Raw genomic sequence first — 17,216 nt, 5'->3', positions numbered from 1 at the left:
CCCGCCGTGGCACGACACAGTCGGTGCACGGTGGCTCGGTGCTGGGCCACATCCGACAAAGGCAAGACCCTCGACCTGGCCCGACTGCCACTACGGTGAGCATGAGGCCTACCGGATGAACGGCACCCTGGCTGCGTGTGTCGGAGGAAGCGATGAGCGGGGAAGAGCACGGGAGTTCCGGGCAGCAGCTGCCCAAGTTGCGGCTGGACGAGCTGCTCGACGAGCTCCAGGCGCGCATCGACGCGGCCCGCGGGACGCAGGACCGGGTGCACAGCCTGTTGGAGGCCGTTCTGTCGGTCGGACGGGAGCTCGATCTGCCTCAGGTGCTGCGGCGCATCGTCGAGGCCGCCGTGGTGCTGGTGGACGCCGAGTACGGAGCGCTGGGCGTGATCGGCGACGACAGCCGGCTGTCGGAGTTCCTGACCGTGGGCATCGGCGAGGAACGGCGCGAGGAGATCGGTGAACTGCCCAGCGGCCACGGCATTCTCGGCGAGCTGATCCGGCACCCGGAGCCGCTGCGACTGCCGGAGCTCTCTGAGCACCCGGCCTCGTACGGGTTCCCGGACCACCATCCGCCGATGCATTCGTTCCTGGGTGTGCCGATCCGCGTGCGCGAGAAGGTGTTCGGGAACATCTACCTCACCGAGAAGCGGGGCGCGGCGGAGTTCGACGCCGAGGACGAGTCCGTGCTCTCCACACTCGCCGTGGCGGCCGGGGTGGCGATCGAGAACGCGCGGCTGTACGAGGAGACGCGGCTGAGCGAGCGCTGGATGCGGGCGAGTGGGGAGGTCACGAGCGCGCTGCTGTCGGGAACGTCCGGCGCCGAGGTGCTGGAGCTGATCGTCGAACAGGCCAGGGAGATCGCCTCGGCGGACGTGGGGATGATCGCGGAGCATGTGACCGGAGCGGCGGAACTGCGGCCGGTGCTCGCGGTCGGGGCGGACGCGGAGCGGCGCAGCGGGCTGGTCGTCTCCGCGCAGGACGGATTTGTCGCGGCCGCACTCACCACGGCGGAGCCGGTGGTCAGTGCCGATATCGAGCGTGATGCGCGCACCGGCGAGGGCGAGTCGCAGTGGGCCGGACTCGGCCCCGTGGTCGTGGTGCCGCTCGGCGCCGGCGGGAAGGCCCGCGGGGTGCTTCTTCTGGGTCGTCTGGCGGGCCGTACGCCCTTCTCCGACGCCGACAGCGGGCCTCTGCTCGGCTTCGCGGGACAGGCTGCGCTGGCGTTGGAGCTCGACGAGCGCCGCCGGGACGCGGAACAGCTCGCGCTGCTGCAGGACCGGGACCGGATCGCGCGCGACCTGCACGACCTGGCGATCCAGCGCCTCTTCGCGGCCGGCATGACCCTGCAGAGCGCACAGCGCTTCGTGGACCATCCCGAGGCCGTGGAGCGGCTGTCGCGGGCTGTCGACGATCTCGACGACACCATCAAGATCATTCGGTCGACCATCTTCGGTCTGCGCGCCCATGGTGGCGGGGCCAAGGAGGGCGGGGGTCTTCGCGGCCGGGTGTCCGAGGCGGTGAAGGTCTCCGCCACCTCGTTCGGCTTCGCTCCCGCGCTGCGGGTGGAGGGTCTCGTCGACACGGACGTCCCCGGCGAGGTGGCCGACCACGCCCTCGCGGTCCTCGGCGAGGCGCTCAGCAACGCGGTCCGGCACTCGGGGGCGCGCTCCGTGGACGTCCATCTGCAGTGCGCCAGGGGCGAGTTGGCGCTGACGGTGACGGACGACGGGTGCGGAGTGCCCGACGGTGTGGCGCACAGCGGACTGAGGAACCTGGAGGACCGGGCCCGCGCGCTCGGCGGAACGCTCACACTCGGCGAACGGCCGCAGGGCGGCGGTACGCGCCTGGTGTGGCGTGTCCCGACAGTGTCAGCGCGGGACTGACGGCGCTCCTTCGATCAGTGTCCGGGACGCTCCGCGACGGGGCGAAGAGGGCCCCTGCGGGCCGTACCCCAGACGGATCACCATCTGCGGGTGATCGCGCCGGTCGCTCGGCCAAGGCACGAGCTGTTCACGCAGATCCGGCCACTCCAGTGCTTGGTGCAGCAGCGATGCCCGTAGGCCACGAGCGGTAGCCGTCAGCAGTACGCGTTCCAGCGCCTGACCGGCGCGCAGCCAGTCGGTCCGGCGGTCGTGCGCGGTGGACAGTACGGCGATCGACGGCCGCTTCTCGAAAGAGCGGGCGGCCGGCACGGCCGGGTGTCGGTGTGCGCCGAAGTCCCGCATAGGGACCAGTTCCCCGGAATCCCGCGCGCCCAGTGCCTCCGGCGGTACTCCGAGGTCCGTCCGGTTCGGATCGCGCACCCATAGGCGACTCTCCGCAGCCCGGTCGGCATCGGCCGTGTTGCGTCGCTCCGCTTCCGCCGTCAGCTCCAGCAGGCGGTCGGTCTCGCGCGGCGCGGGACGGCTCAGCAGCGCGCCTTCACTGTGAGCGGCCTCGGCGAGTTCGGTGAGGACGGCAGCGGGCAACGGCCGCTCGGAGAAGGGGAAGCGGCTGCTGTGCCGGCGCCACACCGCGTCGTACAGGTGCGGGGAAGAGACAGTTCTGGCGCTGCCGCCCAGGCGTACGGCGGCGAGCAGGTCCGGCTCGTCGGGCCGGGGCAGCAGGCGGGACACCGGTTCCCAGCCGAAGTGCGCGACCGCCACCCGCAGGTTGAGGAGCGCGCACCCGACGGAGAGGTGCAGGGCACGCCCGGTCGGGTCGATGTGGCGCAGGCCGCGGTCCGGGGTGGCGCGGATCTCCAGGGTGACGGTGTCCGGGTCGAGGCGGAAGCGCCAGGGCTGGGTGTTGTGGATCGAGGGGGCGGCCACGGCTGCGGAGATGAGCTTCTCCAGGGTTGGGGCGTCGAGTGTCGCGGACCTCATCACAAGCTCCTCCCCGCCCTGGGCCGAGTGACAGGCCGGGCTCATCGGTGACCGCTCCCAGCGTGCGGTCACCGGGTGTCGCGGCAGCAGGGGCCGTACGGCCCTGTGCCGTGCCGGACGGCCCGGATGCGGTTCACCTCGCGGGACGCTCGCCGGATTCGGGCTGTTCGAGATGGGAGGCGAGGACCGCGGCCTGTACCCGGCGCTGGACGCCCAGCTTGGCCAGCAGGCGGGAGATGTGGTTCTTGACGGTCTTCTCCGAGAGGTAGAGCTTCTTGCCGATCTCGCGGTTGGTGAGTCCGTCTCCGATGAGGGCGAGGATGTCGCGTTCGCGGGGGGACAGGCTCGCCAGTTCGGGGGCCACGGCCGGGGTGCCGGCGGGGTCCGCCCGCAGGGAGGCCATCAGCCGGGCGGTCGTCGCGGGGTCGAGCATGGACTGGCCCGAGGCGACGGTACGTACCGCTGAGACGAGGTCGGAGCCCTTGATCTGCTTCAGCACGTAGCCCGAGGCCCCGGCCATGATCGCGTCGAGCAGGGCCTCCTCGTCGTCGAACGAGGTCAGCATGAGGACGGCCAGCTCCGGCATCTGGCTGCGCAGCTCGCGGCAGACGGTGATCCCGTCGCCGTCGGGCAGGCGTACGTCCAGGACGGCGACGTCCGGACGGAGGGCCGGGCCTCGGACGAGTGCGTGCTCGACGTTCTCGGCGTCGCCGACCACCGAGATGTCCGGTTCGGAGTCCAGGAGGTCGGACAGGCCGCGTCGTACGACCTCGTGGTCGTCCAGCAGGAAGACGCGGATCGGGTCCTGCTCCGTGAAGGTGCGTGCCTTGGTCATGACGACCCCTCGTTCCCGGCGACTGACGGACTGCGGGCTGTCCGTGACGACGATCGTCACTCGCCGGGACCGGACGCACTAGGGCCGACCGGCCCCACTCCAACCCACAATGCGCCCTGCCCGGCGCGGTCGCCCCCGGATCAAACCCGTCCCGGAGACGACCGCTCGGTGTGCGGTCACACGCGGCTGCCGCTGCCGTACGGTGCGTAGAGATCCAATAGCCGGGTGCGGGCCGAGCGCAGGCGGTGGGCGAGGATGTCGCCCACCCACTGGGCGACGCTGTGGCCCAGGGCGGGGTCGTCCTGGCACATCGCCCGTACGGCCGTGGCGTCGAACTCGTAGGCGCGGACCGGGCTCGTCGTCTCGGCGCCCAGGTGCCAGGAGTGCGGTGCGAACAGCCAGGACCAGCCGACGAGTTCGTTGTGGCCGAGGGTCTCGATGACCGCTGCCCGGCGGCCGGGTACGTGCATGTCGAGCCGGATCGTGCCGGTGCGGATGATCCAGAACCGGTCGGCGCGACCGCCCTCCTCGAAGAGGCGGACTCCCTGCGGGAACGACACCTCCCGGGCGATGTGCATCAGTCGCTGCCGGTGCTCGGCGGGCAGTGCCCGCAGCATGCTGGACGTGGGCGGAGCGTTCATGACCGGCCTCCAGGACGGGCGTTCGGACCTACGGCTTCCAGCGTGTGCCCGTGTTTCGGTCCGAGCCATGGGCCACCCGGCCCCAGGAAGGGACTGTGCGGCCCCTGCGCACGCGGGCGTTCCTGTACGAGGCTCTGCACGAGATCGGGCAGGACCGGACACAGGAGGTGCCCACCATGGTTCGGCACATCACCACAGGAATCGACGGATCCGCCGAGAGCCTCGCGGCCGCGCACTGGGCGGCCCGTGAGGCCCTGCGTCGCGGAGTCTCGCTGAACCTCGTGCACGCCTGGACGTGGCACCCACGCCCCGCCCCCTCCGTCCCCGCGGACAGGACCGAGCGCGACTGGGCCCAACAGACCCTGGACCGGGCGGCGGGCAGCATCCGTGCCGCGCACCCCGGCCTGCGGATCGTCGAGCGACTGGTGGCCGACTCCGCGGTGGCCGCCCTTCTCGCGGCGGCCGAGGACGAGGAGCTGCTGGTGCTCGGGTCCCGTGGTCTCAGTGGCGTCGCGGGATTCATGGTCGGCTCGGTGTCCCAGCGGCTCGTCGCCAGGTCCTCCCGCCCCCTGGTGCTCGTACGTGCGGGCGAGAGTGCCGCCGACGAACACTTCACCACCCTGGACGGCGTCTCGCCCGACGAGATACCCGAGACCCCGTATCGCGATGTCGTCCTCGGCCTGGACACCCGGCGCCCCAGTGACGAGCTGATCGAGTTCGCCTTCGAGTCCGCACGGCGCTGCGGCGCCACGCTGCACGTGATCCACGCCTTCGGCACGCCGCAGGTCCAGCCGGCCGACGGACCGTGGGCCCCGGTGACCGGGCCGGAGCTGATCGCGGCACAGGAACACGCCATGGTCGCGACCCTGCGCCCGTGGTACGAGAAGTTCCCAGAGACGAACGTGGTCGAGACCGTCTCCGAGGGACGGCCCGCCACCGCGCTGGTGCGGGCGTCGTCCGGAGCCTCCCTCGTCGTCGTGGGGCGCCGGATCCGGGACAACCACCTCGGCACGCACATCGGCGCCGTCACTCATGCGGTGCTGCACCACGTCGGCTGCCCCGTGGCCGTCGTCCCCCACGACTGAAGCGGCGCCGTGACGGTGCTCAGGGCACCAACGGCCCAGGGAGGAAACAGCCATGACCACACGTCACGTCATCGTCGGCGTGGACGGCTCTGTCGTCGCCGTACGAGCACTGGACCTGGCCGCCGACGAGGCAGCCCTGCGCGGCACCACTCTGGAGATCGTGTACGCCGTGCCCGACCGCGACGAAGCCGGCCCGGTGCTGGCGTCCGCCGCCACGCGGGTGGGCTACCGCCACCCGTGCCTGCCGGTCGTCACCGTCCCCGCCGAGGGACACTCGGCGGCCGTACTGGCGGAACGCGGACGCGGTGCCGCCCTGACCGTCGTCGGCTGCCGGAGCCTCGGCGGGTTCGCGGGCACGGTGTTCGGCTCGGTGAGCCGACGCCTGGCCGCGCACGCGCCCGGCCCGCTGCTGGTGGTGCGGGGTGACTCTCCGCCGCACCTGCACAACGAGGTACTGCTCGTCCTCGACGCCGAGGACGACGCGGACACGGCGGCGTTCGCCTTCCAGGAAGCGGAACTCCGTGGCGCTTCGCTGCGGATCTTCCGGTCCCCGGAGGATCGGCACCCGGTTCCGGTGCCCGTGCCGCACCGACAGAGCGAGTGGACCGTGTCGTACCTCCCGGCCGGTGGCGTGCCGGCGGAGTTCGGCGAGCGGCATCCTCTCGTCCTGGTGGGGAGTCGCGACGCTGCCGCCGCCCCGACGCAGACGCTGCTGGAGGCCACACGCACGGCGGACCTCGTCGTGACCGCCTGCCGACCCGAGCGGAGCGGGCACGGCCGCCATTTCGGTTCCCTGGCACGGACGTTGATGCATCGGGCCCACTGCCCGGTGCTGCTCGTTCCCGTCGGGCGGGGGAGCGCCGCGCCCTCGACCTCGTGAAAGAACTCCGCCGCGTCATGCGCCGGGAGTAGGGGCTGTCGGCCTACGGGGTGTCGCCCCGGGCACGACCCCACTTCCGGTACGCCGCGACAGCGGTGGGCAGCGTCGGGAAGACCAGGCCGGCGCCGACCGACTTCGTCAGTCCGTACGCGACCAGCTCGTCCATCAGGTCCTGCTTCACGCGGGCGAGGGCGAACACGATGCCGCGCCTGGTCAGTTCGAGGCGCAACGAGTCGACGGCGTCCAGGGCGGTGATGTCGACCTCGACGTTGGCCTCGGTGTTGAGGACGAACCAGCGGACCGGGTCCTCCTGTTCGTCGACGGCGGCCAGGGCCCGGCGCCGGAAGTCCTCGGCGTTGGCGAAGAACAGGGGCGAGTCGTAGCGGTAGACCAGCAGGCCGGGGATGGTGCGGGCCTGTGGATAGTCGTCGATGTCGTGCATGCCGGCCACACCGGGGACCACTCCCTCGACGGCATCGTGCGGACGGGCCACGCGGACCAGCAGCTCCGCGACCGACAGGCCGACGGCGACGATCACGCCGTAGAGGATGTCCAGGGCCAGGACGCCGGCCAGGCAGCCGAGGGCCAGCAGCAGTTCCCGGTGGCGGAAGGACGCCAGCCGGCGGAAGCCCGCCAGGTCGATCATGCGGACGGCGGCGTACACGACGAGCGCGCCCAGTACGGCCGAGGGCATGCGGGTCAGCAGCGGGCTGAGGAAGAGCAGGACGGCGAGGACCGCCGCACCGGCGACCAGCGCGTACGCCTGGCTGCGGGCGCCCGCCGAGGCGGCGAGCGCGGTCCGGCTGGCGCTGCTGCTCACGGGGAAACCGTGCAGCGCGCTCGCACCCAGGTTGGCCGCACCGAGGGCCAGGAACTCCTGGTTGGGGTCGAGGTCGGAGCCCTCGTCGCCGGAGGAATCGACGGTGAAGGCACGCGCGGTGAGGATGAAGTCCGTGTAGCCCACGAGGAGGACTCCGAGGGCCGGCAGGACCAGATGCGCCAGTTCGGTCAGGTCGGGCACGGCGAGGCCGGGCAGCCCCGACGGGACCTCGCCGATCACCTTGATGCCGTACCGGTCGTCGAGGTCGAACACGGCCACGGCCGCCGTGCCGAGCACCACGGCCAGCAGGGGACCGGGGACCATCCGGAAGAACCGCGCCACCGCGAAGAGAAACGCCAGAGTGACGGCGCCGAACAGCAGCGTCGCCCCATGGACCTGTGCCAGGTGGCGTACGAAGGACCAGAGTTGGGCGAAGAAGGCGGAACCCGTTGTGTCCACGCCGGTGAGCTTGGGGAGCTGGTCGACGATCATGATCAGCGCCACGCCCGCGAGGTAGCCGATCAGGACGGGCCGGGAGAGCAGGTCCGCGAGGAAACCCAGCCGCACCGCCCACGCCAGCAGGCACAACAGGCCCACCGTGAGTGCGAGGGCGGCCGCCAGCGCGGCGTAGCGGTCCGGGTCTCCGGCGGCCAGCGGGGCGACCACGGTCGCCGTCATCAGCGCGGTCGTCGACTCGGGGCCGACCGACAGCAGGCGTGAGGAGCCGAACACGGTGTACAGCGCGAGTGCGGGCAGGATCGCCCACAGTCCGGCGACCGGCGGCAGGCCCGCCACGCCCGCGTACGCCATGACCTGCGGGACGAGGTACGCGGCCACGGTCACCCCGGCGAGCAGGTCGCCCTTCAGCCACGAGCGCCGGTAGCCGAGGAGCGTGCCGAGTCCGGGGGCGAGGTGCCCGAGGACAGTGCCGAGCCCCTGGGTCGCACGGCGCCCCGGAACGTGCCCGCCCGCGCTCCTTGCCATGAGTCTCCTTCTGCCGCGTGACCCTCAGGATCCACCGAGGGGCGGACGGCCGCGAGACGCGGACCTGGCCGAAGGAAACCCACAGGCACCGCGGTCCTCCTACCGGCAGCCCGACCGGCCCTGTGGAAAGGGCCGTTCAGCCCCGTCGCCGCGGACCTTCGGCATCCGGCGACGCCCGCCCGGCGCCACCAGAGTGAGTGGTGTCGCACAACGACCGGACCATTCCCGAATCCCCGAAGCCCTGAAGGGACCATCACCATGGCCGTGCACGAGCACCCTCACCGGAGTCCGGGGTTCCACCTGCCGTCGTTCCGCGGGAACCGGACCGCCGCCACCTCCGAGTCCGCCGTGTCGGCTCGTACCGACACGCACACGGCGCGGGCCCACGCCTTCGCGTGCCTGCGCCTGCTCACCGGGTTCGTCTTCCTGTGGGCGTTCCTCGACAAGACCTTCGGCTTCGGCTACGCCACTCCCTCCGGCAAGAGCTGGATCGACGGCGGCTCGCCGACCGACGGCTTCCTCAGCGGCGTCGCCGCCGGGCCGATGGAGTCCACCTTCCACTCCTGGGCCGGTGCCACTTGGGCGGACTGGCTGTTCATGGCCGCGCTGTTCGGCATCGGACTGGCCCTGGTGGGCGGGTTCGCGCTGCGGCTCGCGGCCGTCGCGGGCACCGCGATGATGGCGCTGATGTGGGTCGCCGAGTGGCCGCCCGCCAAGCTCCTCTCCGACGGGTCGCCGAGCATGTCCAGCAACCCGTTCGCGGACTACCACCTCATCTACGCCGTCGTCCTGATCGCGCTTGCCCTGGCCTCCGCCGGTGACACCTGGGGTGTCGGCAAGCTCTGGGCCAAGCTGCCGTTCGTCCGCACCAACGGCTGGCTGCGCTGACTACGGGGTACGCGGCGTGACGCGGTGGGACCCGTCACGGGCCCGCCGCGCCCGCAGGCCCGATTGGGCCGGTCGGCCCCTGCTGAGGACCTACGGCCCCTGCACCACGAACTCATCCGACACGACGCTGGAACCGGACCGTGCGACCCCGACCCCGACCCCGACCCCGATTCCGATCCAGAAGGTGGAAACCATGCCCCGCACCGTCATCGTGGGCCTCGACGGCTCGCCCGAGAGTCATGCCGCGGCCGAATGGGCGGCCCGGGAGGCGAAGCTGCGCGGACTGGCGCTGAAGCTCGTCAATGTCTGGGAGCCCGCTCCCGGGCCCGTGGCGCAGGAGCCGCTCCTCGATGCCGGAACAACCCAGCAGCACTGGAGCGAACAGATACCCCGTGAGGCCGCCGAGGGCCTGCGCCTGCGACACCCCGGGGTCGAGATCACCGCCGAGCAGGTCTACGGCCGGCCCAGCGAGGTCCTGGCACGCCCGGACCAGGACGCCGCGCTGCTCGTCCTGGGCTCGCGCGGCCTGAGCCGGCTCGGCGGGTTCATGGTGGGCTCGGTCGGCCTCTCCGTCGTGGCGCATGCCGAGCAGCCCGTGGTGCTGGTCCGCGCCGGTGAACAGGCCGCCGACGAGCACGCGATGGATCCGTCCGGCATCCCGTCCGCCGCGACGCCCTTCCGGCCCGTCGTGCTCGGCATGGACCCCGACAGCCCGGACGACTCGGTGCTCGCCTTCGCCTTCGAGGAGGCGGCCCGTCGTGCCACCGCCCTGAGGGTCGTGCACGGCTGGAACCTTCCGCCGTACTACGCCTACGGCCTGTCCGCCGACCTCGGCCTGCACGAGGAGATCGTCCGGCAGCAGACCGCCCGGCTCACCGAGACATTGCGCCCGTGGCGACAGAAGTACGCGGATGTGGAGGTCGTCGAGGAGTCCCGCTCGGGCAGCCCGGCCAACCAACTGGTCGACGCCTCCCGCGAGGCCTCCCTGGTCGTCGTTGGCCGCCGCGTCCGCCACAACCCGCTCGGTGCCCACATCGGCTCGGTCACACACGCCGTGCTGCATCACGCCACCGCCCCCGTCGCCGTCGTCGCGCACGGCTGACGCATCCCGAGGAGAACCAGAACCATGAAGGCAGCGGTCGTACGTGCGTTCGGTGAGCCCCTGGTCATCGAGGAGCGCCCCGATCCGGAGCCCGGCCCCGGCCAGGTCCGTGTCCGGATCGAGGCCTCCGGGCTGTGCCACACCGACATCCACGCCGCCCACGGCGACTGGCCCGTCAAGCCGAACCCGCCCTTCGTCCCCGGCCACGAGGGCGTCGGTCGCGTCGAGGCTCTCGGTGACGGCGTCACCCATCTGGCTCTCGGGCAGCGGGTCGCCGTGCCCTGGCTCGGCAAGACCTGCGGACGGTGCGAGCACTGCCTGTCCGGCTGGGAGACGCTGTGCGAGCAGCAGATCAACACCGGGTACGGATGCGATGGCGCGTACGCCGAGAAGATGCTCGCCTGGGCCGACTTCGCGCAGCCGGTGCCCCAGGGGATCTCCGCGCTCGACGCGGCCCCGCTCACCTGCGCGGGCGTCACCACGTACAAGGCGCTCAAGGTCGCCGACGTCAGGCCGACCCAGCTCGTCGCCATCTCCGGTGTCGGAGGACTGGGCCATCTGGCGGTGCAGTACGCGAAGATCGCAGGGGCGACCGTGGCGGCGATCGACGTCACCGACGAGAAGCTCGAACTCGCCGCGGAACTCGGCGCCGACATCGTGATCGACGCCCGCGAGCACGACCCCGGCGAAGTGCTCAGGCGGCACGGCGGTGCGCACGCCGCCATTGCGCTCGCGGTGAACGAGGCGGCCTTCTCCGCGGCCTGTTCAGGGCTCCGGCGTGGTGGAAAGCTCGTCATGGTCGCACTGCCGGCGCACGGCACGATCCGGGTCCCGATCTTCGACACCGTCCTGGGCGGAATCTCCGTGATCGGCTCCATCGTCGGCACCCGGCAGGACCTGACCGAGGTCTTCCAGCTGCACGCGGCGGGCCGGACCAGGGTGATCCAGGAGACCCGCCCCCTCGCGAGCGTCAACGAGTCCATCGACGAGGTGCTGCGCGGCGAGATCAAGGCAAGGATCGTCTTCGACCTCGGCGAAGGAAGGTGAGGGCGGTGGAACTTCCCCTGGTCGTCGGTGTCGACGGCTCAGAACCCGGCATGAGCGCCGTGGACTGGGCGGCGGACGAGGCCGCCCTGCGCGGCGTACCGCTGCGGCTGGTGTACGCCTCGCTGTGGGAGCGCTATGAGGGCGCCGCGCTGGCCCAGGACCTGGGCAGGACCTCGGAGCAGGTACTGGCCGACAGCATCGTCGAGGCTGCCGCCAAGCGTGCGCACCGCCGCGAGGTGGACCTGAAGATCTCCACCGAGGTGCTGCCCGAGGAGCCGGTGCCCGCACTGCTGCGGGAAGGGCGAAACGCCTCCGCACTGGTCCTGGGCACCCGCGGCCGCAGCGGAATCGCCGAGCTCCTGCTCGGCAGCGTGAGCCTCGCCGTGGCCGCCCGCGCCGACTGCCCGGTGATCGTGCTGCGCGGCGGCCACGACCATCAGGTGACGTCCAGGATGCGCCGGCGCATCGTGCTCGGAGTCGGTGAGGACCCCGAGAACTCGGCCGCCGTGCGGTTCGCGTTCGAGGAGGCGCGGGAACGCCGGGTACCGCTGGAGGCAGTACGTGCCTGGCGCTGCCCGGCGCACGAGTCGACCGACCACCCTCTGATGTCCGGCGAACCCGCCCACCTGTACGAACAGCGGGCCACGGAAACCCTGGAAGCGGCGCTGCGTGACGCCCCGGCGGGGGTGGAACTGCACCGGCGCGTCGTCGAGGGCCCGGCCCGCAAGGTGCTCCTCGACGTCTCGGCCGAGGCAGACCTGCTCGTCGTCGGGGCCCGGCGGCGCCACGGCCATTTCGGGCTCCAGCTGGGCCGTGTCGCCCACGCGGTCCTGCACCACTCCGCCTGCCCCGTCGCCGTCGTCCCCCAACAGGGATGACCGGCTCAGAGGCTCGCCGCGTGATCGGGGACGTACGTCTGCAGATCGCGCGGCGGGCGCTGGTAGCCGGTCGAGGGCGGTCGGGGCGGCAGCTCCAGCACCGGCGGCGGCACCTCGTGGTACGGCACGGAACTCAGCAGATGGGCGATCATGTTCAGGCGGGCCCGGCGCTTGTCGTCGCTCTCCACGACGAACCACGGGGCCTCCGAGATGTCCGTGTGGACCAGCATCTCGTCCTTCGCCCGGGAGTACGCCTCCCAGCGGGTGATCGACTCCAGGTCCATCGGGGAGAGCTTCCAGCGCCGCGTGGGGTCCTTCAGCCGCTGCCGGAACCGCTTCTGCTGCTCCGTGTCGCTCACCGAGAACCAGTACTTGCGCAGCAGGATCCCCTCCTCCACCAGCATTCGCTCGAAGATCGGGCATTGGCGGAGGAAGAGCTGGTACTCCTCCTTGGTGCAGAAGCCCATGACGTGCTCGACACCGGCGCGGTTGTACCAGCTGCGGTCGAGCAGCACGATCTCCCCGGCCGCGGGCAGATGCTCGACGTACCGCTGGAAGTACCACTGGGTGCGCTCGCGCTCGGTCGGCTTGGGCAGCGCCACGGTCCGCGCGACGCGCGGGTTGAGGTGCTCCGAGGCCCGTTTGATCGTGCCGCCCTTGCCCGCCGCGTCCCGCCCCTCGAAGACCACCACGAGCCGGGTGCCCTCCGCCCGCACCCACTCCTGGAGCTTCACCAGCTCCGTCTGCAGACGCAGCAGCTCCTGCTCATACGCCGCACGCGGCACCCTCGCCGTCTTCTTGCCGGCCATGCCGCCTCCTCCGCTCGATGACGTCCTTCGATGACACCCACGGAGTCACCATGACCAACGTCGAACACCAGGACAGCACCGTACTGACCGACGAGGAACTGCGCACCCTGGACGCCCACTGGCGGGCCGCCAACTACCTTGCTGTCGGCCAGATCTACCTGCTGGCCAATCCGCTCCTCACCGAGCCGCTGGCTCCCGAGCACATCAAGCCCCGGCTGCTGGGCCACTGGGGTACCTCGCCCGGCCTCAACCTCGTGCACACGCACCTCAACCGGGTGATCAAGGCCCGCGGTCTCGACGCGCTCTGCGTCTGGGGTCCCGGCCACGGCGGTCCCGCCGTCCTCGCGAACTCCTGGCTGGAGGGCAGCTACAGCGAGATCTACCCGGACGTCTCGCGCGACGCGGCGGGCATGGACCGGCTCTTCCGGCAGTTCTCGTTCCCCGGCGGAGTGCCCAGCCACGTGGCCCCCGAGACGCCGGGCTCGATCCACGAGGGCGGCGAGCTGGGCTACTCCCTCGCCCACGCGTACGGGGCCGCCTTCGACAACCCCGGTCTGCTGGTCGCCTGTGTGATCGGTGACGGCGAGGCGGAGACCGGGCCACTGGCCGCGTCCTGGCACTCCAACAAGTTCCTCGACCCGGTGCACGACGGCGCGGTCCTGCCGATCCTGCACCTCAACGGCTACAAGATCGCCAACCCGACCGTGCTGTCCCGGATTCCAGAGCACGAACTCGACGCCCTGCTGCGGGGATACGGACACGAGCCGATCCACGTCACCAGCGACGACCCGCGCGAGATCCACCGCGCCATGGCCGGCGCCTTCGACCACGCCCTCGACCGCATCGCGCTGATGCAGAACACGGCACGGGAGGACGGCGTGACGGAGCGCGTCCACTGGCCCATGATCGTGCTGCGCACCCCGAAGGGCTGGACAGGCCCCGGCGAGGTCGACGGGGAGCCCGTCGAGGGAACCTGGCGTGCGCACCAGGTCCCGCTGTCCGGCGTACGCGAGAACCCCGACCACCTGCGGCAGTTGGAGACGTGGCTGCGCTCGTACCGTCCCGGGGAACTATTCGACACCGACGGCCGGCCCACCGCGGAAGTCCTCGCCTGCATCCCCGCGGGAACCCGCCGTCTGGGTGCCACCCCGCACGCCAACGGCGGTCTGCTCGTCCGTGACCTGCCCGTCCCCTCCCTCGACCGCTTCGCCGTCCCCGTCGACAAGCCGGGCGTCACCTCGCACGAGCCCACCCGGGTCCTCGGCGACCTCCTCGAACAGATCATGAGGGACACCTCGGCCCGTCGCGACTTCCGGCTCGTCGGGCCGGACGAGACCGCGTCCAACCGGCTGGACGCCGTCTTCAACGCCAGCGGCAAGGCCTGGCAGGCACAGCTGCTCCAGGTGGACGAACACCTGGACCGGCACGGCCGGGTCATGGAGATCCTCTCCGAACACCTCTGCCAGGGCTGGCTGGAGGGCTATCTCCTCACCGGACGGCACGGCCTGTTCTCCTGCTACGAGGCGTTCGTGCACATCGTCGACTCGATGGTCAACCAGCACATCAAGTGGCTGAAGACGTCGAGGGAGTTGCCGTGGCGGGCCCCGATCGCCTCCCTCAACTACCTTCTGACCTCGCATGTCTGGCGCCAGGACCACAACGGCTTCTCGCACCAGGACCCCGGCTTCGTCGACCACGTCCTGAACAAGAGCCCCGAGGTCGTACGGGTCTATCTGCCGCCGGACGCCAACACCCTGCTCTCCGTGGCCGATCACGCCCTGCGCAGCCGCGACTACGTGAACGTGATCGTCGCGGGCAAGCAGCCCTGCTTCGACTGGCTCTCCATGGACCAGGCCCGCGCCCACTGCGCACGCGGAGCGGGCATCTGGGACTGGGCGGGCTCCGCCGACGCGGACCGCGAACCCGATGTCGTCCTCGCCTGTGCGGGCGACGTTCCCACCCTGGAGATCCTGGCCGCCTCCGATCTGCTCCGGCGCCAGCTGCCCGAGCTGGCCGTCAGGGTCGTCAACGTCGTCGACATGGCCCGGCTGCTGCCGCGCGAGGAACACCCGCACGGGATGGGCGACTTCGAGTACGACGGCCTGTTCACCACCGACAAACCGGTGATCTTCGCCTACCACGGCTATCCCTGGCTGATCCACCGCCTCGCCTACCGCCGCACCGGCCACGCCAACCTCCATGTGCGCGGCTACAAGGAGATGGGTACCACCACGACTCCGTTCGACATGGTCGTCCGCAACGACATGGACCGCTACCGCCTCGTCATGGACGTCATCGACCGCGTTCCCGGCCTCGGCGTCCGCGCCGCCGCCGTACGCCAGCGGATGGCGGACACCCGCACCCGCCACCACGCCTGGATCCGCGAACACGGTACGGACCTGCCCGAGGTCACCGACTGGACCTGGACCGGCTGACCTCCCCGTCACATCCCTTCCGTGGCAAAGGAGTTCATCGCCTGGCCGACAGACCTTCCGCGGCCGTGAGCGCACCCAGCGCGCTGGCCTGGGTGCGCCAGTCCGACGGATTGGGACTCGTGCCGGACCAGCGCTGTCCCAGGCGGTTGAGGGGGTCCCGGTCGGTGGTCCAGATCGAGTCGGCCTGTTTCGTCACGTAGGCCCGGTAGGCGGCGGAGCCGGTGGCGTCCGCCAGGTCGGCGAAGTGCCGCATGAAGATGCCCTTGAACTGTTTCTGGTTGTCGTCGCAGGAACCGGTGCCGACGTCGCAGGACTCGGTGAGCACGCCGTCGCGGGTCAGCGCCGGGGAGGCCATTGCGGCGTCGGCCAGGCGCTTCGCCGTGTCCAGGTACCGGCTGGTCCCGGTGGACCGCCACAGCTGGGTGAAGGCGCCGATGGCGAGGCCCTGGTTGTAACTCCACACGGTCTGGCCGTTGTTGCCGCAGCTCCCGTTCAGCCCGTCGTTGACCAGGCCGGAGGAGTTGATCAGCCCGCTGCCCAGGTACCAGTTCGCGGCCGTGGTCGCTCGCGAGCCCCACACGGTGTCACCGGAGATCCGCTGGTGCAGCGAGGTGGTCAGCCACAGGTACTGCCCGTTGGTGACGGCGTTCTTGTACGAGCGCTCCCGGTCCCACCACACACCGCCGCCGCAGGTACCCGGATCCCAGTACTGGTGCACGTAGTCGGCGATCGTCACGGCCTCGTCCAGGTAGCGCCGCTCGCCCGTGTGGTCGTACGCCGCCAGCCAGGCGATGGCCCACCAGGCGGCGTCGTCGATGGCACGGCTGATGAAGTGCCCCTCGACCGGATCCGAACTGCGCACGCCCGCGGGGAAGATGCCCCGGTTCTGCTCGAAGGCACGGGCGATCGCCCAGTCGTAGTCGTGTCGTCCGGTGTGTTCGGCGAAGTCGATGATCGAGGTGGTGGCAACGGCCGAGTTCCACCAACTGCTGCGCCACCAGCCCTCGTTGGTCTGGTACGACGCCATCAGCGCGTCCGCCCCCGCACGTGCCCGGGTCGGTGCCGGTCTGGCCCAGGTGGTGCAGCTGCCCTCCTGGTGGGAGGCCTCACGGCCACAGGCGCGGACGGCCCCGCCGTACAGCAGGCCCCGTGGGTCCCGGGTGGCGAACATGGCCGTCCGGGTCGAAGCCGCCCCGGACGGCACGCTCGTACGGCCGAGGGAAGCGCCCTCGGGCCAGCTCGCGCCGCTGTCCCAGGAGCGGTCGAGCCAGATCTCGTCGCCCGAGCCGCCGCCTCCGACGACGCCCCAGGCCATGCCGTTGCGCTGGTCGACATGCAGGCTGATGGTGCGCCCGAAGAGGGTGGCCGGAGGCACGGGGGTGTCGTCGCCGGACGCGGTGGCGGGGTCGGCGCCGTCGCAGAACGAGCCGTCGCACACCTTCGGGTACGCCCAGTCGGTGCAGGTGACACCGCCCGCGTCACCGCAGGCACGGATCCAGCCGCGCCGGTGTCCCACCGGGTCGGTGATGTTGTACATCAGCGTGCGGGTGCCGGTCCATGTGCCGGGGATGCTCGCCTTGCCGAGCAGACCTTCCCAGGTGGCGCCCCGGTCCCAGGACCGGTCCAGCCAGGTCGCGTCGCCCGTCACGCCGTTGTCGATGCTCGCCCAGGCCATGCTGTCCGGGTCGGAGACGTGCAGCCGGACGATCCGGCCGTTGATGGTCCTGTTCGGCACCGGGAAGGTGTCCTGCCGTGCCTTCGAGGGGTCCAGGGTGTCGCACGCCAGGGCACAGACCGGCGTCGCGGCATGGGCGGCGGGAGCGGGGAGGGCGACCAGGCCGGTCAGGGCCAGGAGCAGCGCCAGGAACAGGGTCAGGGGTCCGCCGAGGACCGGGTGGGGCCGCGCCGACATGACGTACCGCCAATCCGTGAGGGCTGTGCGCGG

The 17,216-nt window shown here is 71.3% G+C and carries 14 protein-coding genes; 8 read left to right on the top strand and 6 right to left on the bottom strand.

Features of this window, described 5'->3' with window-relative positions; genetic code table 11:
- The first annotated feature begins 152 nt into the window (after positions 1 to 152).
- Positions 153 to 1,886 carry a GAF domain-containing protein gene (locus ACH4YP_RS29190; RefSeq protein WP_361060312.1) on the top strand — a complete coding sequence of 578 codons (1,734 nt, stop codon included), beginning with the start codon at positions 153 to 155 and terminating at the stop codon, positions 1,884 to 1,886.
- On the opposite strand, the gene ACH4YP_RS29185 is transcribed toward ACH4YP_RS29190, so the two are convergent.
- The 3 genes from ACH4YP_RS29185 to ACH4YP_RS29175 form a co-directional block, all read right to left on the bottom strand.
- Entirely contained in the window at positions 1,872 to 2,867 is a 996-nt protein-coding gene (locus tag ACH4YP_RS29185) for an Acg family FMN-binding oxidoreductase (protein WP_361060314.1), read from the bottom strand. The genes ACH4YP_RS29190 and ACH4YP_RS29185 overlap by 15 nt on opposite strands.
- A gap of 133 nt (positions 2,868 to 3,000) precedes the next feature.
- Positions 3,001 to 3,702, bottom strand: a complete 702-nt coding sequence (locus ACH4YP_RS29180) for a response regulator transcription factor (RefSeq protein WP_361060316.1) — start codon at positions 3,700 to 3,702, stop codon at positions 3,001 to 3,003.
- Between the two features lie 176 nt (positions 3,703 to 3,878).
- Positions 3,879 to 4,343, bottom strand: a complete 465-nt coding sequence (locus ACH4YP_RS29175; RefSeq protein WP_398493506.1) for a Crp/Fnr family transcriptional regulator — start codon at positions 4,341 to 4,343, stop codon at positions 3,879 to 3,881.
- Positions 4,344 to 4,519: 176 nt separating this feature from the next.
- Here ACH4YP_RS29175 and ACH4YP_RS29170 point away from each other — a divergent pair, with 176 nt between their 5' ends.
- Positions 4,520 to 5,428, top strand: a complete 909-nt coding sequence (locus ACH4YP_RS29170) for a universal stress protein (protein ID WP_398493818.1) — start codon at positions 4,520 to 4,522, stop codon at positions 5,426 to 5,428.
- A gap of 52 nt (positions 5,429 to 5,480) precedes the next feature.
- Entirely contained in the window at positions 5,481 to 6,308 is an 828-nt protein-coding gene (locus ACH4YP_RS29165; protein ID WP_398493504.1) for a universal stress protein, read from the top strand.
- Positions 6,309 to 6,351: 43 nt separating this feature from the next.
- On the opposite strand, the gene ACH4YP_RS29160 is transcribed toward ACH4YP_RS29165, so the two are convergent.
- Positions 6,352 to 8,112, bottom strand: a complete 1,761-nt coding sequence (locus ACH4YP_RS29160) for a SulP family inorganic anion transporter (protein ID WP_398493502.1) — start codon at positions 8,110 to 8,112, stop codon at positions 6,352 to 6,354.
- Positions 8,113 to 8,370: 258 nt separating this feature from the next.
- Here ACH4YP_RS29160 and ACH4YP_RS29155 point away from each other — a divergent pair, with 258 nt between their 5' ends.
- From ACH4YP_RS29155 to ACH4YP_RS29140, 4 genes are all read left to right on the top strand, one after another.
- Positions 8,371 to 9,000 (top strand): hypothetical protein, encoded by a 630-nt coding sequence (locus tag ACH4YP_RS29155; RefSeq protein ID WP_398493500.1) that lies wholly within the window; start codon positions 8,371 to 8,373, stop codon positions 8,998 to 9,000.
- Between the two features lie 193 nt (positions 9,001 to 9,193).
- Positions 9,194 to 10,102 carry a universal stress protein gene (locus tag ACH4YP_RS29150; protein ID WP_361060326.1) on the top strand — a complete coding sequence of 303 codons (909 nt, stop codon included), beginning with the start codon at positions 9,194 to 9,196 and terminating at the stop codon, positions 10,100 to 10,102.
- 24 nt (positions 10,103 to 10,126) lie between these two features.
- Positions 10,127 to 11,149: a zinc-dependent alcohol dehydrogenase gene (locus ACH4YP_RS29145; RefSeq protein WP_398493498.1), complete on the top strand. Its 1,023-nt coding sequence runs from the start codon at positions 10,127 to 10,129 to the stop codon at positions 11,147 to 11,149.
- A gap of 5 nt (positions 11,150 to 11,154) precedes the next feature.
- The gene (locus ACH4YP_RS29140; RefSeq protein ID WP_398493496.1) at positions 11,155 to 12,027 is read left to right on the top strand and encodes a universal stress protein; all 873 of its coding nucleotides are present in this window, start codon (positions 11,155 to 11,157) and stop codon (positions 12,025 to 12,027) included.
- A gap of 5 nt (positions 12,028 to 12,032) precedes the next feature.
- Here ACH4YP_RS29140 and ppk2 read toward each other — a convergent pair whose 3' ends face one another.
- A complete protein-coding gene (ppk2, locus tag ACH4YP_RS29135; protein WP_361060332.1) occupies positions 12,033 to 12,836 on the bottom strand; it encodes a polyphosphate kinase 2 in 804 nt (267 codons plus the stop codon).
- A gap of 50 nt (positions 12,837 to 12,886) precedes the next feature.
- Here ppk2 and ACH4YP_RS29130 point away from each other — a divergent pair, with 50 nt between their 5' ends.
- A complete protein-coding gene (locus ACH4YP_RS29130) occupies positions 12,887 to 15,271 on the top strand; it encodes a phosphoketolase (RefSeq protein WP_398493494.1) in 2,385 nt (794 codons plus the stop codon).
- A 34-nt stretch (positions 15,272 to 15,305) separates the two neighbouring features.
- On the opposite strand, the gene ACH4YP_RS29125 is transcribed toward ACH4YP_RS29130, so the two are convergent.
- Entirely contained in the window at positions 15,306 to 17,183 is a 1,878-nt protein-coding gene (locus ACH4YP_RS29125) for a glycoside hydrolase family 76 protein (protein ID WP_398493492.1), read from the bottom strand.
- Between the last annotated feature and the right edge of the window lie 33 nt (positions 17,184 to 17,216).

The organism is Streptomyces sp. NPDC020747 (assembly GCF_044334695.1).
Classification (GTDB): Bacteria; Actinomycetota; Actinomycetes; order Streptomycetales; family Streptomycetaceae; genus Streptomyces.
Note: the sequence above shows the minus strand (reverse complement) of the source record. Positions and strands in the feature narration are given on the sequence as shown.

Excerpts from the sequence above, each read along its gene's own strand:
- ACH4YP_RS29145 (WP_398493498.1), top strand. The coding sequence starts at position 10,127 with ATGAAGGCAGCGGTCGTACGTGCGTTCGGTGAGCCCCTGGTCATCGAG.
- ACH4YP_RS29175 (WP_398493506.1), bottom strand. The coding sequence starts at position 4,343 with ATGAACGCTCCGCCCACGTCCAGCATGCTGCGGGCACTGCCCGCCGAG.
- ACH4YP_RS29170 (WP_398493818.1), top strand. The coding sequence starts at position 4,520 with ATGGTTCGGCACATCACCACAGGAATCGACGGATCCGCCGAGAGCCTC.
- ACH4YP_RS29150 (WP_361060326.1), top strand. The coding sequence starts at position 9,194 with ATGCCCCGCACCGTCATCGTGGGCCTCGACGGCTCGCCCGAGAGTCAT.
- ACH4YP_RS29130 (WP_398493494.1), top strand. The coding sequence starts at position 12,887 with ATGACCAACGTCGAACACCAGGACAGCACCGTACTGACCGACGAGGAA.
- ppk2 (WP_361060332.1), bottom strand. The coding sequence starts at position 12,836 with ATGGCCGGCAAGAAGACGGCGAGGGTGCCGCGTGCGGCGTATGAGCAG.
- ACH4YP_RS29125 (WP_398493492.1), bottom strand. The coding sequence starts at position 17,183 with ATGTCGGCGCGGCCCCACCCGGTCCTCGGCGGACCCCTGACCCTGTTC.
- ACH4YP_RS29155 (WP_398493500.1), top strand. The coding sequence starts at position 8,371 with ATGGCCGTGCACGAGCACCCTCACCGGAGTCCGGGGTTCCACCTGCCG.
- ACH4YP_RS29190 (WP_361060312.1), top strand. The coding sequence starts at position 153 with ATGAGCGGGGAAGAGCACGGGAGTTCCGGGCAGCAGCTGCCCAAGTTG.
- ACH4YP_RS29165 (WP_398493504.1), top strand. The coding sequence starts at position 5,481 with ATGACCACACGTCACGTCATCGTCGGCGTGGACGGCTCTGTCGTCGCC.
- ACH4YP_RS29180 (WP_361060316.1), bottom strand. The coding sequence starts at position 3,702 with ATGACCAAGGCACGCACCTTCACGGAGCAGGACCCGATCCGCGTCTTC.
- ACH4YP_RS29160 (WP_398493502.1), bottom strand. The coding sequence starts at position 8,112 with ATGGCAAGGAGCGCGGGCGGGCACGTTCCGGGGCGCCGTGCGACCCAG.
- ACH4YP_RS29185 (WP_361060314.1), bottom strand. The coding sequence starts at position 2,867 with ATGAGGTCCGCGACACTCGACGCCCCAACCCTGGAGAAGCTCATCTCC.